Origin of the sequence: Bacillus cereus group sp. N24, from assembly GCF_016483345.1 — a bacterium.
Classification (GTDB): domain Bacteria; phylum Bacillota; class Bacilli; order Bacillales; family Bacillaceae_G; genus Bacillus_A; species Bacillus_A toyonensis.
In genome coordinates, this window is the sequence record NZ_JAEHCA010000037.1 from 1 (window position 1) to 21,715 (window position 21,715).

Below are 21,715 nucleotides of genomic sequence, written 5' to 3' on the forward strand. Positions count from 1 at the left end.
TAGCCTTATCATGGCTATTACTTCTTACTTGAAACTATGTAGCCTTATCATGGCTATTACTTCTTACTTGAAACTATATAGCCTTATCACGGCTATTACTTCTTACTTGACACTATATAGCCTTATCACGGCTATTACTTCTTACTTGACACTATATAGCCTTATCATGGCTATTACTTCTTACTTATAATAATGAATAGCTATATTGTGGTTATAATTTCGTAATTTATGAAACGTTATAGCTATATGATGGCTACAACTTTAAAAAAATGAAACGAAAATATCCTGAAAATCATTCGACTAAAAAATTTTTTATTCTATGTAATTTACTAATAAACGTTGATATAAAGCCATTTCATTAAATATGAAAGAAAACACAATAAAATCATTATAGCTATATGATGGCTACAATTTTCACTTTAAAACTTCAAACAAATCTATATATAACAAGGGTTACAGCGGTTTTGTATATAATTTTATTTGTTTTAAAAACATGAAACGTTATAGCTATATGACGGCAGGAAACATGAAACGAAGTAAAATGTTTATAGCGGTATGATGGCTACAACTTTTCATTTAAAAACAGTTATAAATCCCTATATATCAGTGTTTATACGAAATCTAGAGAAATTTCTTAGTCAATCCAAAACATGAAACGTAATAGCGGTATGATGGCTACAACTATAAAACGAAATTAGCGTGAAGGCCTATAAAATCAATGGTTTATAAAGATTTATCCCACTTTATACTACGTTTCATAATCAAAGAACTGCATAGCCCTTTGGTGGCAACAAACTTTTTTTTATGAAACGTCAAACCCCTTGTCGCACAAGGGGTTGAGGCACGTTTCATATTTTTATTTTCCCTCTTAAAGGGGCAGATTTCACCAGTATTCGATTTGATATAATCAAAAATGTAATTCTATATCTAATTGTGGGAAGAACTGCAACTTAACATAAAAGGAGGTGAAAAAGATGGCAAAACCTTTCGTTATAAAGAACAAACGTAGTTTGAATGGTGAAACAACAACACCGGTAATTGTAACAATTAAATCATGGCAAAAGTTAGTAGAAGCTTTGGAAGGTAAGTATTACAGTTTTAAAGATACCTATCTAGAAGACATCGTGAATTCAATGTCCTATGAAGAACGAATTGCAGATGAAGAGGGATTTGTTGAACAAGCAAAGCCATCTTTTTCACTGAAAATGAAAAAGGTTTTAGATAAAGTAAGTGGATTTGATAAAAACGAAGGCAGAAAACATAAGCTATATGGTATTACAAATGCTGATTTAGAAGTATTTCTATTTCTTCATAAAAAATGTAATACATATGGTGAGCTTTCGCATGTATCAATCCACATGCTTTGGGAAGATTATAAAAATTATAAAGAAGCATTTGCACATATTCACCACTCACAATTTTATGTGGCTTTGAAGAAGTTAAGTTTCCATAACATCATTACAATCGAAAATGATTACAGTGGTAAATATAAAATTACCTTAACTGATTTCATGAATAAAGAAACGAATAAAGCAAACGCATATACATTTATTAGCCCGATAGTATTTACCAAAGAATTCTTTGAGTTATCCATTGCAGCTAAGAAACTATTCATGGATGTAGCAATGCAGCAAAAACGCGAAACTACCCTGAAACGTTCTTTATTCAAAGTTGATGAACAAGGAAACTCAACTCACTATGGCGGTATGTATCGTTACTTACATAAGAAATACCCACATCAGATTCGTGCTGTGCTTGAGGAACTAGAAACAAAGCTATCTGCTACTGGATCTCCTTTATTTAAAATTTGCAAGTTAGAAAAAGGGAAGAGGAATAAAAAGCAATACACAACATTGCATTTATCTGTACATCCTGATTTCTTATGCGCGAAAGAAGAAGGAGCAGAATACCGTGATCCTTTTACACCACGAGATACGTACAAGCGTAAAGTTAAATTCATTGAGAACTTGTTAGTTGAAATGAATATTGCTGAATTTGCAAAGGATATGAACCAATTCATTAACGTTTTAAAACACTCTTGTCACCGTCAAATTCGCCAAGTAGTTCGTGGCTTACGAGAAATGATTGATCGACAAGAAGGATATCCTAAAAAGCTTGTTTATACACTAAGTAAATTATTAAAGCAATCTTCTCAATATCGTGTATTAGACACAGCTGCTAAAACTGGTATTTATCCTTTAATTACACACAATGTATCTAAACATGAACAAGAAGAGGCCATTTTTAAATTTGGTACTCATTTTGCTATATACTCTTTACGCAATGTTCAAAAGCTATTCCGTAAAGCGCATGACCTGCTTCATGCGAAATATGCTGTACCTGTAACCTTAGAGGCTTACCATCGTAATTACATGCAGTATCAAGAGGAATCACTATTTAGAAAATATGCTTATGAGCAAGGAGTAAATATTAACGCATATACAGCATTAGAAATTGAAATCCGTGAACTATTAAAGTCTAGCGGGCATCAAGGAACTAACATGCCTAGTGATATTCGTGAACTGTTCATTGAAAAAGTTGATAAATTGTCGAAGGAAAAGATTCGTGTAATTGAGGTCCCTGAAGACTTTGATTTAATTCAGTTTCTACGATCCTTAGAAGCATACTACCGTTCAACAAGTGAAACACCACATTCAGTTGATCAGCTGCTTCCAGCAATGTAAAGATACAGCTCTCTATTTTTGAAAAAACAAAAGTGGAGGGCTATTCGTGTTGGAGATACCCTGTGAAATGCATTACTTCAAACAAAACAGAGAGAAAGTTTTCAATTTTAATGATCACGCCTCTCTATTTTTTATGCAATTACATACATTGCATGTAAATCAAAATGAGATATTCACAATTTCTGAGTTATTAAATCTGAATTTTCAATCCCTTTTGTCATTTCATCTACAAAAAAGCATAAATATTTTTTATAATTCTGTTGATATCTTAATAATTTTGACCTGATGTGTATAACATAAAGCCTTAAGTACTGTTCTTATCATGTTCTATCTCTAAATCTACTTAAAATCAGAAAAACTTCTGTTAGTTATGTTTAAAAAGTGAATTCTGTTCCTAACTTTGACCAATTTGTTAATAAATTGTGTGTAGTTTTTAAGAAATGTGGAAAGCTTGTTCATAAATCAGCAAAATTTGTATTTATTATTTATTCATTCACTCGCATCAAATTAACGATGATTATATGTAGTTTTTATATACATACTTTACGATATTTTGTAGTTTTTTATCATCATCCAGCTCATTAAGTACGTTCCCAGTATTTACTTTTTATGATTTTTTACGGCTAGAGTAATGATGAACCCTTAGCACAGCAATGTTTTAAGACGATTTTTTCTCTGTATAAAAGTATTATCTTTTTTCTTTATATATATTAAAGATATATATTATATTAGGTTTTTATATTGTGTAATACCTACTATAGAGAATAGACCCTGTGTAAAACCAATTTCATTTCTTAATGGAATTGGTTTTTTTATGTACTTTAATAAACATTATATTTAGGTTTAATCTTCCTAAAAAAATTTTGATATAAAACATAATTTTTTCATTTCTCTTAGATTTCCGAAAAAAGTAAATCATACTTAAAGTAGATAGTTAATTAGTGGAAATTACAATGAACCTTGTAATCTCCTAACCATTTAAAAAGAGAGGTGAAGACATGGTAAAAAAGAAATCCCAGAAAAACGCCGAAAAAAAGAAATTTACATTCTTTAAAAAGGCAAAGAATAAAACAACTGAACTATTAGATATGCAACAAGAAAATTCAGAAGCACTTAAAGAAAAGAAAACACGTAAAACAAGGGAGAAAGTTCCAGTTATAACAGGAAGAAAAGTAGGTAAGGTTACATTTTGGTGTGTAATGGGATTCGTGTTTGCAGGAAGCTCCCTTTCATTTATCCAACTTGCCGGTCCTCCTAGAGCAGTAGCTGTTCAAGAAAAGAAGGAGGAACCCGTAAAAGTTAAGATGTCGGAAGCAGAATTAATTGCATATGCCAATAGTTTTGCCGCTGATTATTTTAACTGGAAGGTTGATATGAATGTAACTGAAACACGGAAAAAACGATTAGAAAAATATTTAGTTGAAGGATCCGATGAGCAAGGAGGATTAAATAGAGATACTTTAAAAAATGCTTCTAGTACGTTAGTTAAATCAGAAGCTGTAGAGGTTCGTCAAAAAGGAAATGAGGCAGAAGTTACATTGAAAATCATTCAAAAACTAGAACCTGTAAATAATCCAGCTCCTGGAACGACTCAAGCCCCAGATACACCAAAAGAACCTAAAGAAGTGACAAGGTACTTCTCTATTCCAATCTTAATGGAGAAAGGGAAGATGGTGATTCCTGACAATCCTACAATCGTACATGGAGAGAGAGAAAAGGCATCTTATAAAGTGGCTACATTTAAACCAGAAGGACGAGAAATAAATACAGATGCAGAAATAAAAAAGGTAGAACAATTTTTGCAATCTGTATTTAAAGTGTATACAGAAGGAACACCAGAAGAAATTGCTTACTACTTTGAAAAAAGCAATATAACAAATGGACTAAAAGGTATTATGACATTTAGCAAATTAGAAAACTTGCGGATTTATGAAGATAAGGATAAAGGGTACAGAGTCTTAGTTGATGCCAAATTAAAAGACAACGATAGCAGCCTAGAGTACACATACACATATGATTTAAATCTAGTAAATAAGGATAATAAGTTTTCAATTAGCTCTATGAAAAAATTTGAAAACACATTAGAGAAAGTGGAGGGTAAATAATTATGGAGCTTTGGGGATTAGATATAGTTGCTCACCAATTACCTGCTATTACAGATGCAGCTGTAATAGGTAATATAAATTTTGGAGTAAATATTAAAAACTGGTTAGTAGCTCAATTGGGCCCGATTTTTTTAGTTGTAGCACTTATTGGAGTAATCGTCTTTGCAGTTAAACGACAAATGGCTGGTTTACTTGGTTGGATAATTGTTTGTGCACTATTATCAGTTTTTGTATTCTCACCAGACGTTTTCAAAGATCTTGGCACAAAATTATATAATTTAGTATTCAAGTAATAAATTAAAAATCTCTAAAAATATCAAAGGGGTTGGTAGAAATGACTCAAAAGCCGACTCGTAAAGAAGTTAGGACATACAACTCGATATGGGATATTCCTAAGAGTTTATACGGGATAAGGGACTTAACTCTCCCTTTCCCAGTTCCTTATAGACAGTTGGGCTTCTTTGTTGGATCTTTACTTTTAATTTTAATTCTAGATCAGTTTTTACCTTTAGGAAATAATGTGTTTTTAAAATATTTAATATTACCAGGTGGAATAGCATACTTCTTTGGCAATGTAGAATTGGATGGAAAAAACCCACATAAATTTTTATTTCGATTTTTCATGTTTATGTTCGAAAGTAAGAAGATTAGCCGCTATAAAGATACAACTGGTAATATTGGAAACTATCAATATAAAACCTTAATACGATTTAAGGATGATTCAATCAATAATAAGTAATTAATTAATCTATACGGAAGAATTATTTTAGTCTCATATTCTTCTCTAAGGAGGATAAAATGAATCAGGTTGAATTTCCAGTCAAATACTTTCACGATAATTTGATTTTTAACCAAGATGGTTCTTGCTGGGCGTATTATGAGGCATACGGAATACCATACGAGTTCCGAGGAGATGATGATAAAAATACCTTATTCATGCGTCAACTTGGCTTGTTTTGGAATTTTGATGAAGAAAAGCACCTCTTAATGATTCCTGTTTATCAGAACTTCCAAGAAAAAGCAGATGAATTCAAAGAAACAGTAAGCGGTGAATTAAAAGAACTTGCAATTGATCATACAGATGATGTCGTACATGAGCTAGAACGAAAATTTGGTAAAAATGCAGTAGAGTACCGATATTTTATTGGCGTGAAATTAAAGGTAAGACACATACAAGAAGGGTTTAAAGAAATGTTGTACACAGCATTTCATACCTTTAAAAATACAGCAGAACAGTTTGGGTTACTTGGTGATACTAAGATACTAAAAACTGATTTGGAGATGTTTAAAAGAGAAGCTAGCGCTTTTAAAAATAAAATAAGAAAACATTTGGCTGTAAGGGCTCTAGAAACTAATGAAACGCAATGGGTTATATTAAGAAACTTCTATCGCACATTAGAGGCGCCAGTAACTGCTGGATGGACACCTCCCGTACAAAATGACGACTCTGCAATCATACCAAATCAAGAAAGCTTATTACGTTTATCAGAGGCAGAATTTGATGTTAAAGGAAGACATATTGAAATGTCCCAGATTGGTACCGACGGGTTAGAATATCCAGCATATATGAGCTTTTTATCGGCTTCTAAAATTCCATATACGATGGAGTTTCCAGACCAAGAGTGGATGTATATGATTCAAAATATCGATTTTCCAATTGAACTGAGTGTTCGTACTGAAAATATTAACCATCGCAAAGCTCTATCTAAACTAAATAAAAAGAAAAAAGATTTAGAAGATCAAGAAATGCATGCAAGGGAAAATGCACAAACTGTTGGGCTAAACGTGTATGAAGGCGTTCAAGAAGCTACTGAATTACAAGCACTTATACAAAAGACACGTATGCCATTAGTTAAAACATCGGTATCTTTCTGTATATGTGCTGAAGATTTAGATACAATGCGTCGAAACACAAATTCACTTATTTCTATTTATAGGGAGATGATGATTGAACTAGTAAGGCCGTATGGAGATCAGTTCCTGCTGTTTAATGAATTTATCCCTGGTGCTAGAAGGTATGTAAATGATTATATACACTTTATGGAACCTGGAGTTCTAGCAGCCGGTATGTTTGGTGCAACACAAGATTTAGGAGATAATATCGGGTTTTATATTGGCACAACTGGTATTTTAAACAAAGCAGTTTATATGACACCCTCACTTGCAGCAACAAATACCGTTGCAAATCAAAAAACGAGCGCACTTTCAGTTGCAATAACAGGAAGTACTGGTTCTGGTAAATCATTTGGAACGAACTTAATTGTTTATCTAGCAGTACTAGGAGGAGCTCAAACACTAATAGTTGATCCCAAAGGTGAGAGGGGGAACTGGACAGAAGATTTACACGGCTTAGAAGGTAAGGTAAACGTAATTACACTTGGGACTGATAGGCGAGATGAAGGGAAATTAGACCCATTTATCATTCATAAACATAGCCGAAAAGATGCAATTGAGTTAGCAATGACAATTCTTACTTTCATTACAGGTATTAAACCTGATAACTCGGAAAAATTCCCGCGCTTGGCTTCAGCTGTAGAATTTGTAGCAGGAATGGAAGAGCCGTGCTTAACAGCTGTATCTCAATATCTTGAAGATAGTGAGGATAAAGTGGATCAACAATTAGCCGCACACATTCAAGCATTTGAAAATTTATCATTTGCACACTTAATCTTTGGTGATGGAACAAATAGAGATATTGAACTTGATACAGCAGTGAATATCATACAAATTCAGCATCTTGATATGCCAGATATTCAAAAAGATCCGAAAGATTATACCTTACAAGAAAATTTATCAGTTAGTATGCTGATGTCTCTATCTTCCTTTGCAAGAAAATTCTTTCAAAAGGACCCTACTAAATTCAAAATTGTTCTATTAGATGAAGCATGGGCGATTATGGGAACTTCTCAAGGGCGAGAGTTGGCTCGTAAGTTAGTTCGTGAAGGTCGTGCATTAAACTCTGCAGTATACTTTGCAACTCAAAGTGCAAGTGACCTTGGAGATGAGACATTTAAGAATAATATCGGTATGAAGTTCTCATTCCGTAATACCGACAGTAAAGAGATTTCTTCAATCTTAGATTTCTTTGGATTACCTGATAATGAAGAAAATCATGCGATTATTACTAATTTAGAAACAGGACAATGTTTATTCCAAGATATCCAAGGAAGAACAGGTGTTGTCACAATGGATGTAGTGTTTAAAGATTTATACGATGCATTTGATACTAGACCAAATGCAAGGAAGAATTATAGAAAGTCAAATGATGATGAAAAGCAGGAAGTTAATGCAACCTTTGTCGAAGAAGGGGGAGAAAAAATAAATGTAGGAGTGAGTTAACATGGTAAAAACTAAACTAAAAAAATTAATGCTATCTAGCCTATGTGCTGGTGCTCTAATTTTGAGCGCAGCATGTGGAAATAGCGAAACAAATGTAGGGGAAGAAAAAGATAAACAGGGGCACACTCCTAGAGAAATGATGTTGGATTTTGTAAAGGCCGACTTACAACATGACCATAAAACAATTAGAAAACTTATCGTCGATGGAGATAAAAATACAGTTTTAGATCCGAATCGAGGGCCACAAAACAATTTATCTTACAAAGACTATACAGTAAAAGAGTATGTGGTAGATAAGGATACAATTATGTATAACTTTATTTCAAAGAAGCCCCCTAAAAATATAGATAAAGCAGTGAAATGGGTAAGAGTAGTCCGTACAGAAGATGGATTCAAAGTTCGAAGTTATTCTAGCCCTTATCGAAATGAAATTGATGAAGTAGCAAATACTAAACCGACAAATGAGTTTAGTTCGAAAGATTAATAGGTTTCCCATAAAAGGGGGAGTAACATGTAATGAAAAAGTTTATCACCCTATTGTTATTAGTTTGTACTTTGCTTTTAGCATTTAATTTACTTTTTAAAGCTGCTCCAGTATATGCAGAGGAAGAACCCAGACATTCACTTATAGACGATATTATTCCAAAGAGTAAGGAAAAATTAAAATATGAAGAATACCCTCCAAGTAGCTATGGAATTGACATTTATACACCAGAAGGTGGATTTGGTGAATCTCTTAAGTTTTGGAAATGGGGAGACAAAGTAAAAGAACAAATGGTTGCTGTGTTATTTAGTCTTGTAAGTATTGGATGGACCATTAATCTTGCAGTTAGTACTTTTGTTACAAGTATGGTCGGCCAATCTATGAGTCTCAATATTGTAGCCGATGTAGGAGATAAATTAGGCGATGTAATATCTAAAGCAGCAGGGTTCAATGGTTCTTGGGGTAATGGAATATATAGTGAATTAATTGGACTCATGTTAGCTTTATTAGCCTGCTGGGTTATCTGGGTAGGTTTTATACAACGACGCCAGTCAGAGATGCTAGGAGGATTGTTAAAAGCATTAGGTATCTTAGTTTTCACTTTAGGTTTTTTCGCAAATTCAAGTTATATTATCAAAGGACTGAACACTTTCTCTGAACAAGTAAATAAAACTGTTCTTGATTCAACTCAAAGTATTAGTGGAGCGAGTGAAGGATATTCAAGCGGAGTCGATTCTATTACCGATTTAACACACACTTTATTAATCAAACAACCATATACATTATTGCAATTTGGTACAACGGATATGAAAAAAATCGGTGATGAAAGAATAAAGAAATTGTTAACAACGACTGATACAGATAAAAGGCAGGATATATTAAAAGAGGAAGTAGAAGAGAAGAAAAATACAATATTAACTTTAGATGCTACTTTTGAGCGTGGCGCTTTAGTATTACTACTTTTCTTAATCAATGGACCATTATGGGTTGTCTTAGGATTATGTAGTATGGCGATGTTGTTCTACCAATTAATGTTTATCATCGTAGCGCTAATGTCACCAGTAATGTTATTGATGGCTTTAGTACCTGCATGGACTGGAACAGCTAAGAGATTTTTATCTGAATTGTTCCGAACGCTACTTATGAAAGTTGCAATTGGCTTTCTTATCACTTTAATGTTTTGGGTTTCTTCAATCTTGTTTAGCGCAACTGATAAGTATGGTTATTTAGTAGTTGCTGCATTACAAGTACTTTCGTTCTTAGGTGTTTGGTTATATCGTAAAACAATTTTCGATGCTATTACTACAGTACCAGCAAGTGCAGGAGCTGCACGCGCATCAGATGCTATGAGTAATATTAGGCAGAAATATCGTGATGTTAGACGTGGATCTAAGACAGTTGGAAGAGGTGTAGCAGTAGCTGGAGCCGCGGGTGTAGCAACTGCTGCGGTGGCAGGGAAAATGGGTAAATCAGGCTATAGTAAATTTAAACAGTTGAAAGAAAACTATGCAGATAGAAAAGAAAAGGTAGCAGATGGTAAACGCAAGGAAAAAGAACAAATGCAAGCAGAAAAAGAACAAAATATTGATCAGATGAAAAAAGAAGAAAACTTAGGTGTTCGCGATAGAAAAGGAAAACAGGAGCAAGAAAGGGTTCAGGAAGAAGTAGCCGCAACTAAAGAAAATCCAGAATTAGCAGTAAGAGAGAAACCTCAAGATAATAATCCTGAAGTACAACAAGCAGAATTAAAGGATAAAGAAGATGTAAAAGCTCAAATCAGACCGGCTGCGACTCAAAATAATGGTGGTCTCGAGAATAAGCAAGAAGATTTAAAAGCGGAAGTAAAACCAGTAGCGGCAATTAAAACACCAACGGGTCAAACTAAGTCAACGGATGATAAACCAATTACAACACCACAGTCAGGAACGACACCAGTACCAGCTAATCCGATGGAGAGCAAATCAATTACAACACCACAGTTAGGAACAACACCAACACCAGCGAATCCGATGGAAAGTAAACCAATTACAACACCACAGTCAGGAACAACACCAACACCAGCGAATCCAATGGAAAGTAAGCCAATCACAACACCACAGTCAGGAACAACACCAACACCAGCGAATCTGATGGAAAGTAAGCCAATCACAACACCACAGTCAGGAACAGCATCATTACAATCGAATCCAATTGAGAGTAAGCCAGTCACTACTTCCCATGTGAGTACACCACAAAAACCAGTAGAGGTAAAACCAGTTAATCAACAACATGTAAAAGAAGGAGCAGATATTAAGAAAGTTAATGCAAAAGCACAAACACCACAAGAAGCCTTAAAAAATGTAAAAGTAAAAGAAACCATAAAACCAAAATAATTCAGCTGGTGAGGGAGGGTTTATACATTGAGTGCGGAACCAAATCGCGACTTTGAAAATGAAAATCATCCTGAAGCTGAACTAGGGAATGCTAAGCCTGCCTTGAAAAAGGCAGGCCATTCTTTAGGGAAGGCGGCTGGTAAAGGATCAAAAATAGCGGGTAAAGCAGTTGCGCAAGTAGGTAAGAAAGTAGCAGTAAAAGTAGCACAGAAGGCAGCTACAGTTGCTGTTGCAAAGCCGTTATTAATAGTTGCTGGTGTTATTATGGCTGTTGTTTTAGGTTTAGGTATAGTGATATTTTTATTAACTGCCACAATGAGTGAAGATGAAGTCAGTCCTGGCGGAATTGGTGGTCCTTTTGCACCGGGTACTGCAAGTGTCAGTCCTGAAGTAATGAGATGGGAGCCATTGGTAAGGAAATATGCGGCGCAACATGGCATAGAAGCAATGACCCCATTAATATTAGCTCTTATTCAACAAGAAAGTTCTGGAACACAATTGGATGTTATGCAAAGTTCAGAATCACAAGGGTATCCTCCGGGGTATTTTACTGATCCAGAGGAAAGTATAAAATATGGTTTAATGCATTTTGCTGATTGTCATAAAAAATCAAATGGTGATCAAAATACTACATTACAATGTTATAACTACGGAACCGGATACGCTAACTATGCAGTATTGAAAGGTGGATATACACACGAGAATGCAAGAGCATTTTCTGCAGAACAATCAGCTAAAAATGGTTATAGATGTGCATCATGGCGAAGTGCGGAGGCAGTAGCTAATAATTGGTGTTATGGTGATCCAGACTATGTCCCACATATTATGAGATACTATCAACCTGGTCAAACCCCTGGTGGTTCTGGTGGAATTGCTGGTGGTAGCGTTTTAGGTGATGATGTATTCCAAGCAATTATGGCAGAAGCACTAAAGTATCAAGGATGGCCATATGTGTTTGGAGGGCGAACACCAAATACGTCATTTGACTGTAGTGGAATTATTGAGTATACGTATTCAAGAGTTGGTATTAATTTATTTGGTACTGCACAAACCCAATGGGATAAAACCCAACGTATCACAGATCCTAAGCCAGGAGATTTAGTGTTTTTCCATAGTACTTATGCTACAAGTAACTACATTACGCATGTTGGCATTTATGTAGGAAATAATACAATGTATCATGCTGGCGATCCGATTGGCTATGCTGATTTAGGTAAACCATATTTTCAACAGCATTTTGCGGGATATGGTCGTGTAGTTAGATAATTATGCATGTAACATCTAGCAACTTATGAAACTGCGAAAAGGAGGTAAATCATGAAGAAAATCACCATTATACTAGCAATTTTATTAATAGCTAGTGTAGGGTTTTTAATAAAATATCAATCTGATAATGAAAAAATTAAAACTGATAATATAAAATTAACGAAAAAAATGGAAAAGGTGGGGGCACAATACAACGATACGAAAAAGGAATTGTCAGCTCTAAAGAGTAATAATCAACAACAAGTAAAGGAAGCTGCAGAACGATTTCTTAAAGCTTTCCGTACTTATGATACGGGTAAAGGCGAATCATACCTTGCTAATATCGATGCATATATAACACCAAATGCAAAGAAAGAATTAACACCACCAGGTGGACCAACTCAATCTGCCCCTGCCCCTGGTGCTGGAAATGAGAAGGAAAAGAAGAAAATTTCCTTTCAATCTGAATACACAGGTGGCGAGTTGTATTATGCATTTTTGGATACCACCAAAGCAAATGTATTAGCAAAAGTGAAAAGTAAAATTTCAGTTAATGGTGTTTCATCTGATAATATGTCATTAATGCAAATAAACCTTATATATGATGGAAATAAGAAGTTATGGCTTGTCGACAAACTTATACCTTTAGCAGATTTAAGAGATCAGATGCCGTAGGTTGGTAATCGAGTACAATAGAAAAGTCCCCCTTATCCACTGTGATATGAAGTAGGCAAGGGGGAATATTTAGTATTTCTTATGACCGGAAACATTAATATATTGAAGAATTTTTTTCATATAAACAACAAATTGTAAAGTGCCAATAAGGATCCTAAAAATAAAATAATTATTTGATTCGCAGGTTAGTGGAAAATGCTAATTTTTTGCTTAGAATATCTAAACTAAAAACTATATTGGTATATATAAATCTAGCGTTTGATGTATGTTTTATTTTCAATACCAATTAATTTCAAATCATGTACACCTAATTTCCCAGCTAAAAACATTACATCTTGATTTAGAATTTTTATATCTTTTTCAATTTTATCTATTTGTTTTTGAGTATCTTCGGACTGTTGTCCATCAACTGTAACTAGATTCTGTTTTATTTTGTAAAGTTCTTCACTAACACTGTCTAAACGTTTATCAAATTGTTTTTCTAAAGCATCAAAGCGTTTGTCTATACTTGATTTTAATTCAGTAATTGCTAAAAGAATTTCTTTATTTTCCATAATAATTCCACCTTTTTATTAGTATTAAACATTATATTTTATCACTACATTATTTATCTAGTTAATCTAGGAAGTTATTCTATTAAAGTTTGCTTGCTGTAAATACTTTATTTTCTCTTTTTCTAACTTTTTTGTAAGTTCTTCATTCTTCAATGTCAATTCTTTAATCTTATATTTATATAAATTGTGTTCTTCAGTTAATTCGTTATTTCTCAACTTCAACTCATTATTTTCCATAATCAATCGTTCTAGGTCTTCACGTGAAAGATTCATTTCGATTATAAAATAATGTGTATTTTGAATGGAATTTCTTACAACATCTAATGGTCTAACTTCAAAGTTATATATCGACTCCTTTTTGAATTTTTCTAATAATCCAACAGCTTTCGCATATTGTTCTTCAGTAAGTTTAATGCAACTAAAAGTATGGTCATACGCCATTTAATCTCTCTCCTTAAACTTATAGTTAGTAATTATAAGTTTACAATTATATTATCGATAAATAAAGGTAAATAATTAATCTTATCAAATGTGTAAGACTTTTGCAAGTTATTTTTGGGTTTTCATTAAAATTACCAATAATACAAAATTTTTTATATTGCTTTTTGAGGATTTAAGAAAATATAAAAAAGGCAAGGTGTTGAGTTCTTATCAAATAGAGAAGATCTTAAGTTATTTATGCACTTTAATAGGCTATCCCCTTTATAAGTGTTAGGAATCCAGCTTATAAACTGTTTTACTTAATAGATTGTAATGGCAGGGTTTAAACAAGTTGAATTAAAGAAATAAGTTCTATAAAACAACGTCTTAAAAATCTGTTGAATTGCAAGTACCTAACTGACAAGACAGTTTCAGGGGGTACTAACAACAATATGGGAAACAACAACTAAGAAAAAGAAACCAATAACACTTATAGTAAGAGTTTTTAACGAACCATCAAAGGAAGCTATTATAAATACAGCAAAGATATTAAAGACTTTAGGCACATCTGCTTAAAGTCTTTTTTTATATTTTATAAATTGTGCCCAAAAACTGAACAAATAGGTTTATGAAATTCCATGAGCCGAATTAGATAGCCCCAAAGCCCAACGTATTTGTGAAACCAGTCTGAAGGCAATACGAAATAAAGAGAACCTTCTTTTGTTTTTTTTAATACCCTTTTTATTAAGTGGTATACGAACCTTTCCCCCCTCACAGTCAAAAATTCTATATAACATGAATTTAATATATAAATATTTAAACGTTACTTCTTATAAATAAGGTAAGTGACCGGTCTAGTATAAAAATGATTAAAAATTTCAGGAAATATTTCTAAAAAGCTTAGTTTCCTAGTTAAAAGTAACAATAATTCAAGTAGAAGTATTATTTTTGAACTTTATAAATATTGAACAAGGGAGAGGAGATATTTTTATGGATTTAAAAACTTATGAAAAGCTACAGGCACTACGTAGATATAAAGAGCCAATTCAAGCGGTATTGAGAACGGTTAAAAGACATGACAAAGATGATACAGATACTGAATACGCTGAGTTTGCCCTTGAAAACGGTAAGATTATAGGTATTTGTAAAAAAGAAGACTTCTCTGATTACTCTTTTAGAAGTATTACTCAATTCACAGGTAATATTTTTAATGTAGTAATTACACAAATGTCTGATGAACTGGATATAAATAAAGTTCAGGTTTCAGTAAAAGAAGCAAGTAGGAGATCTGCAGATGCTTTAATTCGTGAGTTAATAGAATTGGAGCAAGATGAAAGACTGCAAGAGCCAACCCACGAAGCAGAAGTAACCGGATACAATATGAATGCTCAGGTTCCAACCATATTCTTACGCATCAATGGTGCGGAATGCTTCATGAAATTACATGAACTAAACTATGGAAGAGTGTATAAAAACGCTGTGGATCGCTATGCACCAATTGGTGAACGTATCCCAGTTAAGGTTCTACAATTTAATCCAGAACAGCGACTAATCCACGTTTCTAGAAAAGCTGCCGTGGAAAATCCGTATCAGTTATTATCTGAATTAGCTGAAGGGGATACAATTGTAGGAAGGGTTGTAAATGTTGACCCGCGTTTTGGTGTCTTTGTTGAATTGGACCAAGGCTGCACAATTAAAGGAATTGTCCCTAAAACAATCGAACAGCCAGTATTGGATGACGTAGTAAGTATGAGAATTGTAAGTGTGGATGTGGAAAAAGAGAGAGGGTCGGGGGTTATATTTAAGTTTCCATTTGGACGTAAAAAAGTTAACGATCCAACGGCGTTTTTATATAACTAATGAGTGCGCCGCAGGTTTCCGTACAAGAGAATGGAAAGGCGGTTCAATATTGGCTTAATAGGGACGAATCGTTATCACTTTGGGATGACCCCTCTTTACAGGGGGGACCAATTCTTCCAGATAAATTTAAACCACTCACAGATTTACGTAGTATATATGACAGAATTAATTCAGGTTTTATAAATGAAAAGGACAATTTAATATTAAAGCTTATTTGGGATTCATTAGCGATTACTGAAGCTCAAATTAAAAATTTTGTGGAATCTAAAATTAGTAGGTCACAGGTTTCAGAATCACTGAAAAAACTGGTACTGTATGGATTTGTTAGTAGATGGGAGATAAAATCGGGGCTATTTCCGGATCAGCCCAAAACCTCTGCTCCAATCACTTTAAATACTGCTGGTCATTTGATGATGTGGGCTTATCATAACCGTAATACAAACTATTCTTTAAAGCCAGAACAGTGGTTAAGGCTTGGAGTAGTAGGGGTACAAAGATTTGTCACTATGAATCAAATAAAATATGAGTTTGCAGTAGGCCAACAGCTATTAAAAAACTGGTGCTGGTATCCAAAGCTAAAAGGTACTGGTAGTGGTTATAATCCAATTGCTGTTGGAGAAATTAAAACTCCAATTGGAAATCAAAACTTCATATTTGAAAGGGTACAACAAGGTCAGCGATATGCACAACATTTAAAATCGCGATTGAAAATTTGGGAAGATCAGATTCAAAATGGACCAAATAATTTATTGAATTTCGAAAATACAAAGAGTTTACCAGGTATTTTTATTTTATCTATATCTAATCTCGCTTTAGCAGAACATGTTAGAAAGGAGCTCATGTTAGACTTACGAAAGATTCCTATAATGCTCGTAATAGACGAATGCATTCACAGTGAGGGATTCGCAAAATCTTTTTATATCTCAACTCAAAACGGAATTCAGCAAGCACCATTACCATTTTTGAGATAACAAGAGCTGCTTCAGGTTAATATGCTGAAGCAGCTTTTTGCCGTTAAAAGCAAAGTAGGTGACAGTCTTTATGGGATACTAAGGAAAATGGCGGTGCTTTAAATGATTAATAAGAAATGTAGAAAAAACTGATAATTAATATGTATCTATTGGTTCGATACAGTAATCCATAATAATAAAAATATTTTATTATTATGGATTAGTACTTCCTAACTTTACGTTGTATTTTTGAAAATAAGAACCGAAGTGAAAAGGGCTGATACTATGTTCTTCAAAAGACTAAGCGAATTAAAAGACTAGAAGAAAAGGTATTGCAGCTAGAGAAAGAACGAGATGAAGCACAAGAATTAGCACTAGAAACTCTTATGAAACCTCAAGCCTTAGAATGGGGGGAAGAACAAAGGTCAAAAAATACAATAATTGAAGAAGTATAAACAAAAAGATTTACTAATAGTGTCCGGTGAAAATAAAGGTGTTTAATAATAAACTCAAAAAAACTTGTTGTTATGTAGTTAAAATAAACAAATCAAAAGGTTCTGTTGCAAAGTTTTTTACCAGATAAAAAGTTGGGATGATTACAGATGGATTTTATGCAATCGTTAGTAAGTGTTGTAATTCGTTGAACTTCGTTTTTTGTTTATATAGGGCATGAATGGTTTCGATTCCTTTGATGGTACGTGAAGCATGATGAAGGCTTTGAAATCCAGAGGATCTAGTAAACCGACGTTTTACATGCCGATGAGCCTGTTCAATTGCATGATAAAGATAACACCACTCTTCTTTGACCTTGATATAAGTCTCATCTAAATGCCAAGAAAAATGTACAGATTTATTTTTCCAAATTTGGTAGATCAAATTTCTATATTTGTGAATCCATCGCATGATCGTTGTTGGGTGAACCGAAACACCACGTTCTTTCGAAATTTCAGAGACATCACGATAGCTTAAGGGAAAACGACAGTAGTAGCCGACAGCTACCAAAAAATATCTTTCTTGAACTGTTTTCCTTTAAATTATTCCATTTGTTATGCTCCCGTTCATTTTTTTCCAAAGTGTAATCGAGTTTCGAAAACTTTGCAACGGAACCCACTATGTTTAAAGAAAGATATGACGTTGTAAAAAATGGGATCTTCAATCTGTTCGAATAGGGGTTATGAAATGTTAAATTATGGTTTGGAACATAATTGTATGGTATTATTATATAGAAAATTACAAATGTTCGTGAACTTTAGAAGGGGATTTTTATGAAAACTATAAAAAACAAACTGTATTTCAGCATAGATACTATAGGAGCTATGATTTGTATTATCATGCTTATTATTAGTCTTGTTAATTTTAGAACATGGATACATCCATTTTTATTTTGTACATTCGGATTAATATTTTCACTTAATGTAGTGAATACTCTTAAGGGAAATAGACATAAATAGGGGAAAATACAGTAGTATTTATAATAACTTATTGGGTATACAAATTAAATGAAACTTTGAAATAAAGTATCGGTGTTAAAACAAAGACATCATGCCTTGCCCCTTTGGATTTTTATATCTATAGGGGCATTTTATAGTGAAAAGGGTTGTTTTGAATACTCGTTTTAATGAGTGAGTTCTTTCTAATTGAACGAAAGAAGTACGCTATTCAAAAGATTGCTTTACTTTAATATTTATACTGTATTCTAGCAAGGAACGTTTCTTATGTAAGGAAGGGGTATGAGGGATTATATGAAAAGAATGAAAAATATATGGTTGTTAGTGTTATGTTTCTTATGTTTGAGTGGATGCAATTATGAAAATGAAGATCAGGTGAAAAAATATATAAAAGAGAAATATGGGTTCGATGTTGTTGTAACAGATTGGGGCGGGATAGATGAAGGAAATATGGGACATACGTATCATACTGTTCAAGCAAAAGATAATAAAAATATTCAATTTCGAGTAGAGGTAAATGGCATCTTCTATTCCACAATACAAGGTGATGAATATGAATATGGGAAAAACACATACGAGGAATATAAGAAATTCAAACCTGTTCTTGAAGAAATGAAAAAGTTAGGTTACGAGGAATCTGAAAATAAAAATGTTGTGCAATATATAGTAGATTATAACAATGCAGCAGGAAAACCAACAGATGAGTTGTTATTAACCTTAAAAACGAGTAAGGAAATCGATTATAGTCAATTTGAAACAATAGAATTAGATCGTTTACATACACTATTCCAACTCATTCAAAAGAGTAATAGAAAGATAACAGAGCTTGAAATTGAGGATCATAATGGTACATCGATTGGTCTTCCTTTCGAAAATGTGCAAAAGGATATAACGAAAGAAGAACTTCTACTAACAATGAAAGACACAGTAAGCAGTTATTGGACATATATGATTGAAACACAAACAAAAGTCTTTGAAAGATTAAAAGAAATTCCAAATGACCGCTTTGTAATTAAAGATATTACTTGTGCACATCCGAAGGAAGGGAAATGTCCAAAATATGAAGCTACGATAGTTTTTAATGACAGTTCTATGGAGTATAAAAATGATCCCGATGTAATGGAGGATCTGACAAAGGTGGTCACGATTTTTAAAGAAGAACTACATAACGAGAAATTTGATATATTTATATCCAACAAAGATAGAACAAGTTATTCACGCTGGCTAACGTCAGAGGAAATTCAAAATAGTAATAACATCATCGAACTTATAAAATAATTGTATATCAAAAATAATATGTAATAGTTTTTTAATAACTAACATAACCATATAACTCTTAAATGATAGATGGTTATGTTAGTTCTAATTATTATATTTTCAAATGAAAGTCGTATCGTTTGAAAGAGTATAGAGTTGTGAATTAAGTTGTACTGTTTATAAAAGTTGTACCGTTTTGCATCATTGGATAAAACTCCGTAAGCTCTAATCAAAATGTATTCCAAACCAAAAATTAGAACAATATCTATTCTAAAACAAAAAAATAGGATGAATCTATATAAATTGTGATTAGATAGTATATGCAATGTTGAAAGTATTATTTGTTATAGGAGGCAGGTGTACTGAGAGTAAAGAAAGTAATAGCAACTCTATTTATATTAGGATTTAGCGGAATATTACTATATTTATTTACTGATATTTTTACAAAAATACAAATCCATAAACCAGTAGGAGATGACTTAAAAGAACAGTATGGGATAAAAGATGGGGATTTTAAAATACTCTCTGCACATGATAACCGACTTGGAGGAACAGGTATTCAAACTTATATAGAAATAAAAAAACCATATTATACCACTACGTATGTAACTGTTGACCGAAATTCTTATAAGATAGATGAAGATGATGATAAGTATGTCTTCTTAGATATATTTAAAGGCGCTTATGTCCAACAACATAGTGAAGTTATAAAACAATCAAATGAAATTATTAAAAAATATAACTTATTAAGTGAATCAAATGACGCATTTGATAAGGAGAAACAAAATTTCTATTACTATTTAAACTTTACTATCGATGAACAACAGGAAAAAGAATTGCTTGCAAAGTTTAAACAAACCCAACAATTAGATACGAAAAAATTAATTAAAACTTTAAAAATGAATGAATCTAAAATCAATTCTTATCATATGGGAGTAGTGAACTTTAATTATTATTATAGTGTAGAAAAAAACAAGGGAAATATACCAGATATCCTTAGCATTATGAATGATTTTCACAGAGGTAATGTTTTAACAGAAGGCATTTACAATATAGTATTGCAACCAAGTAGCTCTTCAGGTATGGATTTTGGCAAGGAGAGTTATGTTTTGTTTAGCGTAGATAAATCAGGTGAATTTAAGGTGATTAAAAAAAGTGAACATGGAAGATGATTCACACATGGCCCAGTACCAGGGTTGCTGTAAAGTGACAAAAAAGTTGTTTGATTTACAATAAAATCATTTAAAAAATATTAAGGTTGTTTAAAAAATATGAGTCATTCTATTCAACAGTCGGGCCATATTCTTGAATAACATATTTGAAGGAATTTATTCTAGAAGAAGCTATTGAGAAAGCTTTAACTTAAATTAACTGGTGTTTTATCCCAAGTAAAATGATACAATTTCAAAAAAACACCGAGCAAAGGGGAAGAGAAAAATGAGGTTTTGTATGGACTTTGGTGATACGAATTTTATAGGAGTAGCGAACACTAATAAATACGAATCATTTGTAGATGAAGATTGGGAGTTAGATAATCTCTTGCAACATTTTGGAGATGAGATGAAGCAAGGGCATATTTTAGTTTTTCAAATGACTGAAGAAGGAATTGAACATTCTTGGAGAGTAGAGGTTAGAAAAGGGACAGAAGAAATAACTCATAAATGCTTTAGGAAAGCGGTAGGGCATATAGAAGTAACAGAAAATCAACTATATTTAGTGGATTATGACTGTCTTACAATGGCTGCTCAGTTTCAAAATCACAAAGTACCTGATCAAAATTGTTCCAAATATAAGATTGAAATAGAAAATGGCTTCTATGAAGTTGAGGTGGTTCAATATTATAATGTAGATGAAGATGAATATGTAGGAGCAAGCGAAACGGATATTTTGTTAAATTTCATAAAGGTATCGGCCAATGAACCAATAGCTGAAAGGGTATTTTGGTGTACATATTAAGTTGATAAGAGGGGACTATACCCCTTTTTCTTGAAGTAACGGGATAGCTTTAGAAAAATAACTAGAGTGTTTATTTTTGCGGTGTTTTTCCATTATTAAGCAATCGGGTGCTATTGTGGAATAAAACTTGAATTTTCAAATGACTTTATTGTTATATTTTTTAGTGTAGTAAAATATCTTACATCAAAAATTAAACAACTATATTTTTAAACAGTCCTAAATTTAGAACAGGGTTATGCTTGTTTGGGTTTTTAAAATTAAATAGCTGTATTGTCATTTTACAGTTTCTTTAACTAAGGGTAAAGTAATGCTGGTACTGGGCCTACATATAAAGTTTAAAAAGTACGAATATCAAATAAATCCCAA

At 32.9% G+C, this 21,715-nt stretch carries 17 protein-coding genes and 1 pseudogene; 15 read left to right on the top strand and 3 right to left on the bottom strand.

The window, feature by feature from the left end:
- Nucleotides 1–974 precede the first annotated feature (974 nt).
- The 9 genes from JDS95_RS27770 to JDS95_RS27810 all read left to right on the top strand — a co-directional run bounded on the left by JDS95_RS27770 (nucleotide 975) and on the right by JDS95_RS27810 (nucleotide 12,904).
- Nucleotides 975–2,684 carry a hypothetical protein gene (locus JDS95_RS27770; RefSeq protein ID WP_098016249.1) on the top strand — a complete coding sequence of 570 codons (1,710 nt, stop codon included), beginning with the start codon at nucleotides 975–977 and terminating at the stop codon, nucleotides 2,682–2,684.
- A gap of 998 nt (nucleotides 2,685–3,682) precedes the next feature.
- The gene (locus tag JDS95_RS27775) at nucleotides 3,683–4,789 is read left to right on the top strand and encodes a conjugal transfer protein (RefSeq protein WP_098016248.1); all 1,107 of its coding nucleotides are present in this window, start codon (nucleotides 3,683–3,685) and stop codon (nucleotides 4,787–4,789) included.
- A gap of 2 nt (nucleotides 4,790–4,791) precedes the next feature.
- A complete protein-coding gene (locus JDS95_RS27780; protein WP_098016247.1) occupies nucleotides 4,792–5,082 on the top strand; it encodes a hypothetical protein in 291 nt (96 codons plus the stop codon).
- 41 nt (nucleotides 5,083–5,123) lie between these two features.
- A complete protein-coding gene (locus JDS95_RS27785; RefSeq protein ID WP_098016246.1) occupies nucleotides 5,124–5,528 on the top strand; it encodes a TcpE family conjugal transfer membrane protein in 405 nt (134 codons plus the stop codon).
- A 59-nt stretch (nucleotides 5,529–5,587) separates the two neighbouring features.
- Entirely contained in the window at nucleotides 5,588–8,128 is a 2,541-nt protein-coding gene (locus tag JDS95_RS27790) for an ATP-binding protein (protein WP_098016245.1), read from the top strand.
- Nucleotide 8,129: 1 nt separating this feature from the next.
- A complete protein-coding gene (locus JDS95_RS27795; protein ID WP_098016244.1) occupies nucleotides 8,130–8,612 on the top strand; it encodes a hypothetical protein in 483 nt (160 codons plus the stop codon).
- A 32-nt stretch (nucleotides 8,613–8,644) separates the two neighbouring features.
- A complete protein-coding gene (locus JDS95_RS27800) occupies nucleotides 8,645–10,984 on the top strand; it encodes an MFS transporter (RefSeq protein ID WP_199690900.1) in 2,340 nt (779 codons plus the stop codon).
- A gap of 27 nt (nucleotides 10,985–11,011) precedes the next feature.
- On the top strand, nucleotides 11,012–12,250 hold the full coding sequence (locus JDS95_RS27805; RefSeq protein ID WP_001271986.1) for a bifunctional lytic transglycosylase/C40 family peptidase: 1,239 nt from the start codon (nucleotides 11,012–11,014) through the stop codon (nucleotides 12,248–12,250).
- A 51-nt stretch (nucleotides 12,251–12,301) separates the two neighbouring features.
- On the top strand, nucleotides 12,302–12,904 hold the full coding sequence (locus JDS95_RS27810; protein WP_098016242.1) for a hypothetical protein: 603 nt from the start codon (nucleotides 12,302–12,304) through the stop codon (nucleotides 12,902–12,904).
- Nucleotides 12,905–13,155: 251 nt separating this feature from the next.
- On the opposite strand, the gene JDS95_RS27815 is transcribed toward JDS95_RS27810, so the two are convergent.
- Together JDS95_RS27815 and JDS95_RS27820 are read right to left on the bottom strand one after the other, a co-directional pair.
- Complete coding sequence (locus JDS95_RS27815; protein WP_000428112.1) at nucleotides 13,156–13,458, bottom strand: hypothetical protein; 303 nt, start codon at nucleotides 13,456–13,458, stop codon at nucleotides 13,156–13,158.
- Nucleotides 13,459–13,524: 66 nt separating this feature from the next.
- Entirely contained in the window at nucleotides 13,525–13,899 is a 375-nt protein-coding gene (locus tag JDS95_RS27820) for a hypothetical protein (protein WP_098016241.1), read from the bottom strand.
- A 969-nt stretch (nucleotides 13,900–14,868) separates the two neighbouring features.
- Between JDS95_RS27820 and JDS95_RS27825 the strand changes: the two genes are divergently transcribed.
- The 3 genes from JDS95_RS27825 (at nucleotide 14,869) to JDS95_RS31630 (ending at nucleotide 17,143) form a co-directional block, all read left to right on the top strand.
- Nucleotides 14,869–15,738, top strand: coding sequence for an RNA-binding protein (locus tag JDS95_RS27825; RefSeq protein ID WP_098016240.1), 870 nt, complete (start codon nucleotides 14,869–14,871; stop codon nucleotides 15,736–15,738).
- The gene (locus JDS95_RS27830) at nucleotides 15,738–16,709 is read left to right on the top strand and encodes a hypothetical protein (protein ID WP_098016239.1); all 972 of its coding nucleotides are present in this window, start codon (nucleotides 15,738–15,740) and stop codon (nucleotides 16,707–16,709) included. Before JDS95_RS27825 ends, JDS95_RS27830 begins: the two co-directional genes overlap by 1 nt.
- A gap of 311 nt (nucleotides 16,710–17,020) precedes the next feature.
- Nucleotides 17,021–17,143: a hypothetical protein gene (locus JDS95_RS31630; RefSeq protein ID WP_255253932.1), complete on the top strand. Its 123-nt coding sequence runs from the start codon at nucleotides 17,021–17,023 to the stop codon at nucleotides 17,141–17,143.
- A 154-nt stretch (nucleotides 17,144–17,297) separates the two neighbouring features.
- Here the strand turns inward: JDS95_RS31630 and JDS95_RS27835 are convergent.
- A pseudogene (locus JDS95_RS27835) lies at nucleotides 17,298–17,695 on the bottom strand (DDE-type integrase/transposase/recombinase).
- A gap of 735 nt (nucleotides 17,696–18,430) precedes the next feature.
- On the opposite strand from JDS95_RS27835, the gene JDS95_RS27840 reads away from it, so the two are divergent.
- From JDS95_RS27840 to JDS95_RS27850, 3 genes are all read left to right on the top strand, one after another.
- Nucleotides 18,431–19,414: a hypothetical protein gene (locus JDS95_RS27840; RefSeq protein WP_098016238.1), complete on the top strand. Its 984-nt coding sequence runs from the start codon at nucleotides 18,431–18,433 to the stop codon at nucleotides 19,412–19,414.
- An 815-nt stretch (nucleotides 19,415–20,229) separates the two neighbouring features.
- A complete protein-coding gene (locus tag JDS95_RS31350) occupies nucleotides 20,230–20,565 on the top strand; it encodes a hypothetical protein (protein WP_242474195.1) in 336 nt (111 codons plus the stop codon).
- 277 nt (nucleotides 20,566–20,842) lie between these two features.
- On the top strand, nucleotides 20,843–21,349 hold the full coding sequence (locus tag JDS95_RS27850; protein ID WP_002040464.1) for a hypothetical protein: 507 nt from the start codon (nucleotides 20,843–20,845) through the stop codon (nucleotides 21,347–21,349).
- Nucleotides 21,350–21,715: the final 366 nt, after the last annotated feature.

What these genes read in the sequence shown, in the direction of transcription:
- JDS95_RS27770 (WP_098016249.1), top strand. Translation starts at nt 975, where the DNA reads ATGGCAAAACCTTTCGTTATAAAGAACAAACGTAGTTTGAATGGTGAA.
- JDS95_RS27775 (WP_098016248.1), top strand. Translation starts at nt 3,683, where the DNA reads ATGGTAAAAAAGAAATCCCAGAAAAACGCCGAAAAAAAGAAATTTACA.
- JDS95_RS27780 (WP_098016247.1), top strand. Translation starts at nt 4,792, where the DNA reads ATGGAGCTTTGGGGATTAGATATAGTTGCTCACCAATTACCTGCTATT.
- JDS95_RS27785 (WP_098016246.1), top strand. Translation starts at nt 5,124, where the DNA reads ATGACTCAAAAGCCGACTCGTAAAGAAGTTAGGACATACAACTCGATA.
- JDS95_RS27790 (WP_098016245.1), top strand. Translation starts at nt 5,588, where the DNA reads ATGAATCAGGTTGAATTTCCAGTCAAATACTTTCACGATAATTTGATT.
- JDS95_RS27795 (WP_098016244.1), top strand. Translation starts at nt 8,130, where the DNA reads ATGGTAAAAACTAAACTAAAAAAATTAATGCTATCTAGCCTATGTGCT.
- JDS95_RS27800 (WP_199690900.1), top strand. Translation starts at nt 8,645, where the DNA reads ATGAAAAAGTTTATCACCCTATTGTTATTAGTTTGTACTTTGCTTTTA.
- JDS95_RS27810 (WP_098016242.1), top strand. Translation starts at nt 12,302, where the DNA reads ATGAAGAAAATCACCATTATACTAGCAATTTTATTAATAGCTAGTGTA.
- JDS95_RS27815 (WP_000428112.1), bottom strand. Translation starts at nt 13,458, where the DNA reads ATGGAAAATAAAGAAATTCTTTTAGCAATTACTGAATTAAAATCAAGT.
- JDS95_RS27820 (WP_098016241.1), bottom strand. Translation starts at nt 13,899, where the DNA reads ATGGCGTATGACCATACTTTTAGTTGCATTAAACTTACTGAAGAACAA.
- JDS95_RS27825 (WP_098016240.1), top strand. Translation starts at nt 14,869, where the DNA reads ATGGATTTAAAAACTTATGAAAAGCTACAGGCACTACGTAGATATAAA.
- JDS95_RS27830 (WP_098016239.1), top strand. Translation starts at nt 15,738, where the DNA reads ATGAGTGCGCCGCAGGTTTCCGTACAAGAGAATGGAAAGGCGGTTCAA.
- JDS95_RS27840 (WP_098016238.1), top strand. Translation starts at nt 18,431, where the DNA reads ATGAAAAGAATGAAAAATATATGGTTGTTAGTGTTATGTTTCTTATGT.
- JDS95_RS27850 (WP_002040464.1), top strand. Translation starts at nt 20,843, where the DNA reads ATGGACTTTGGTGATACGAATTTTATAGGAGTAGCGAACACTAATAAA.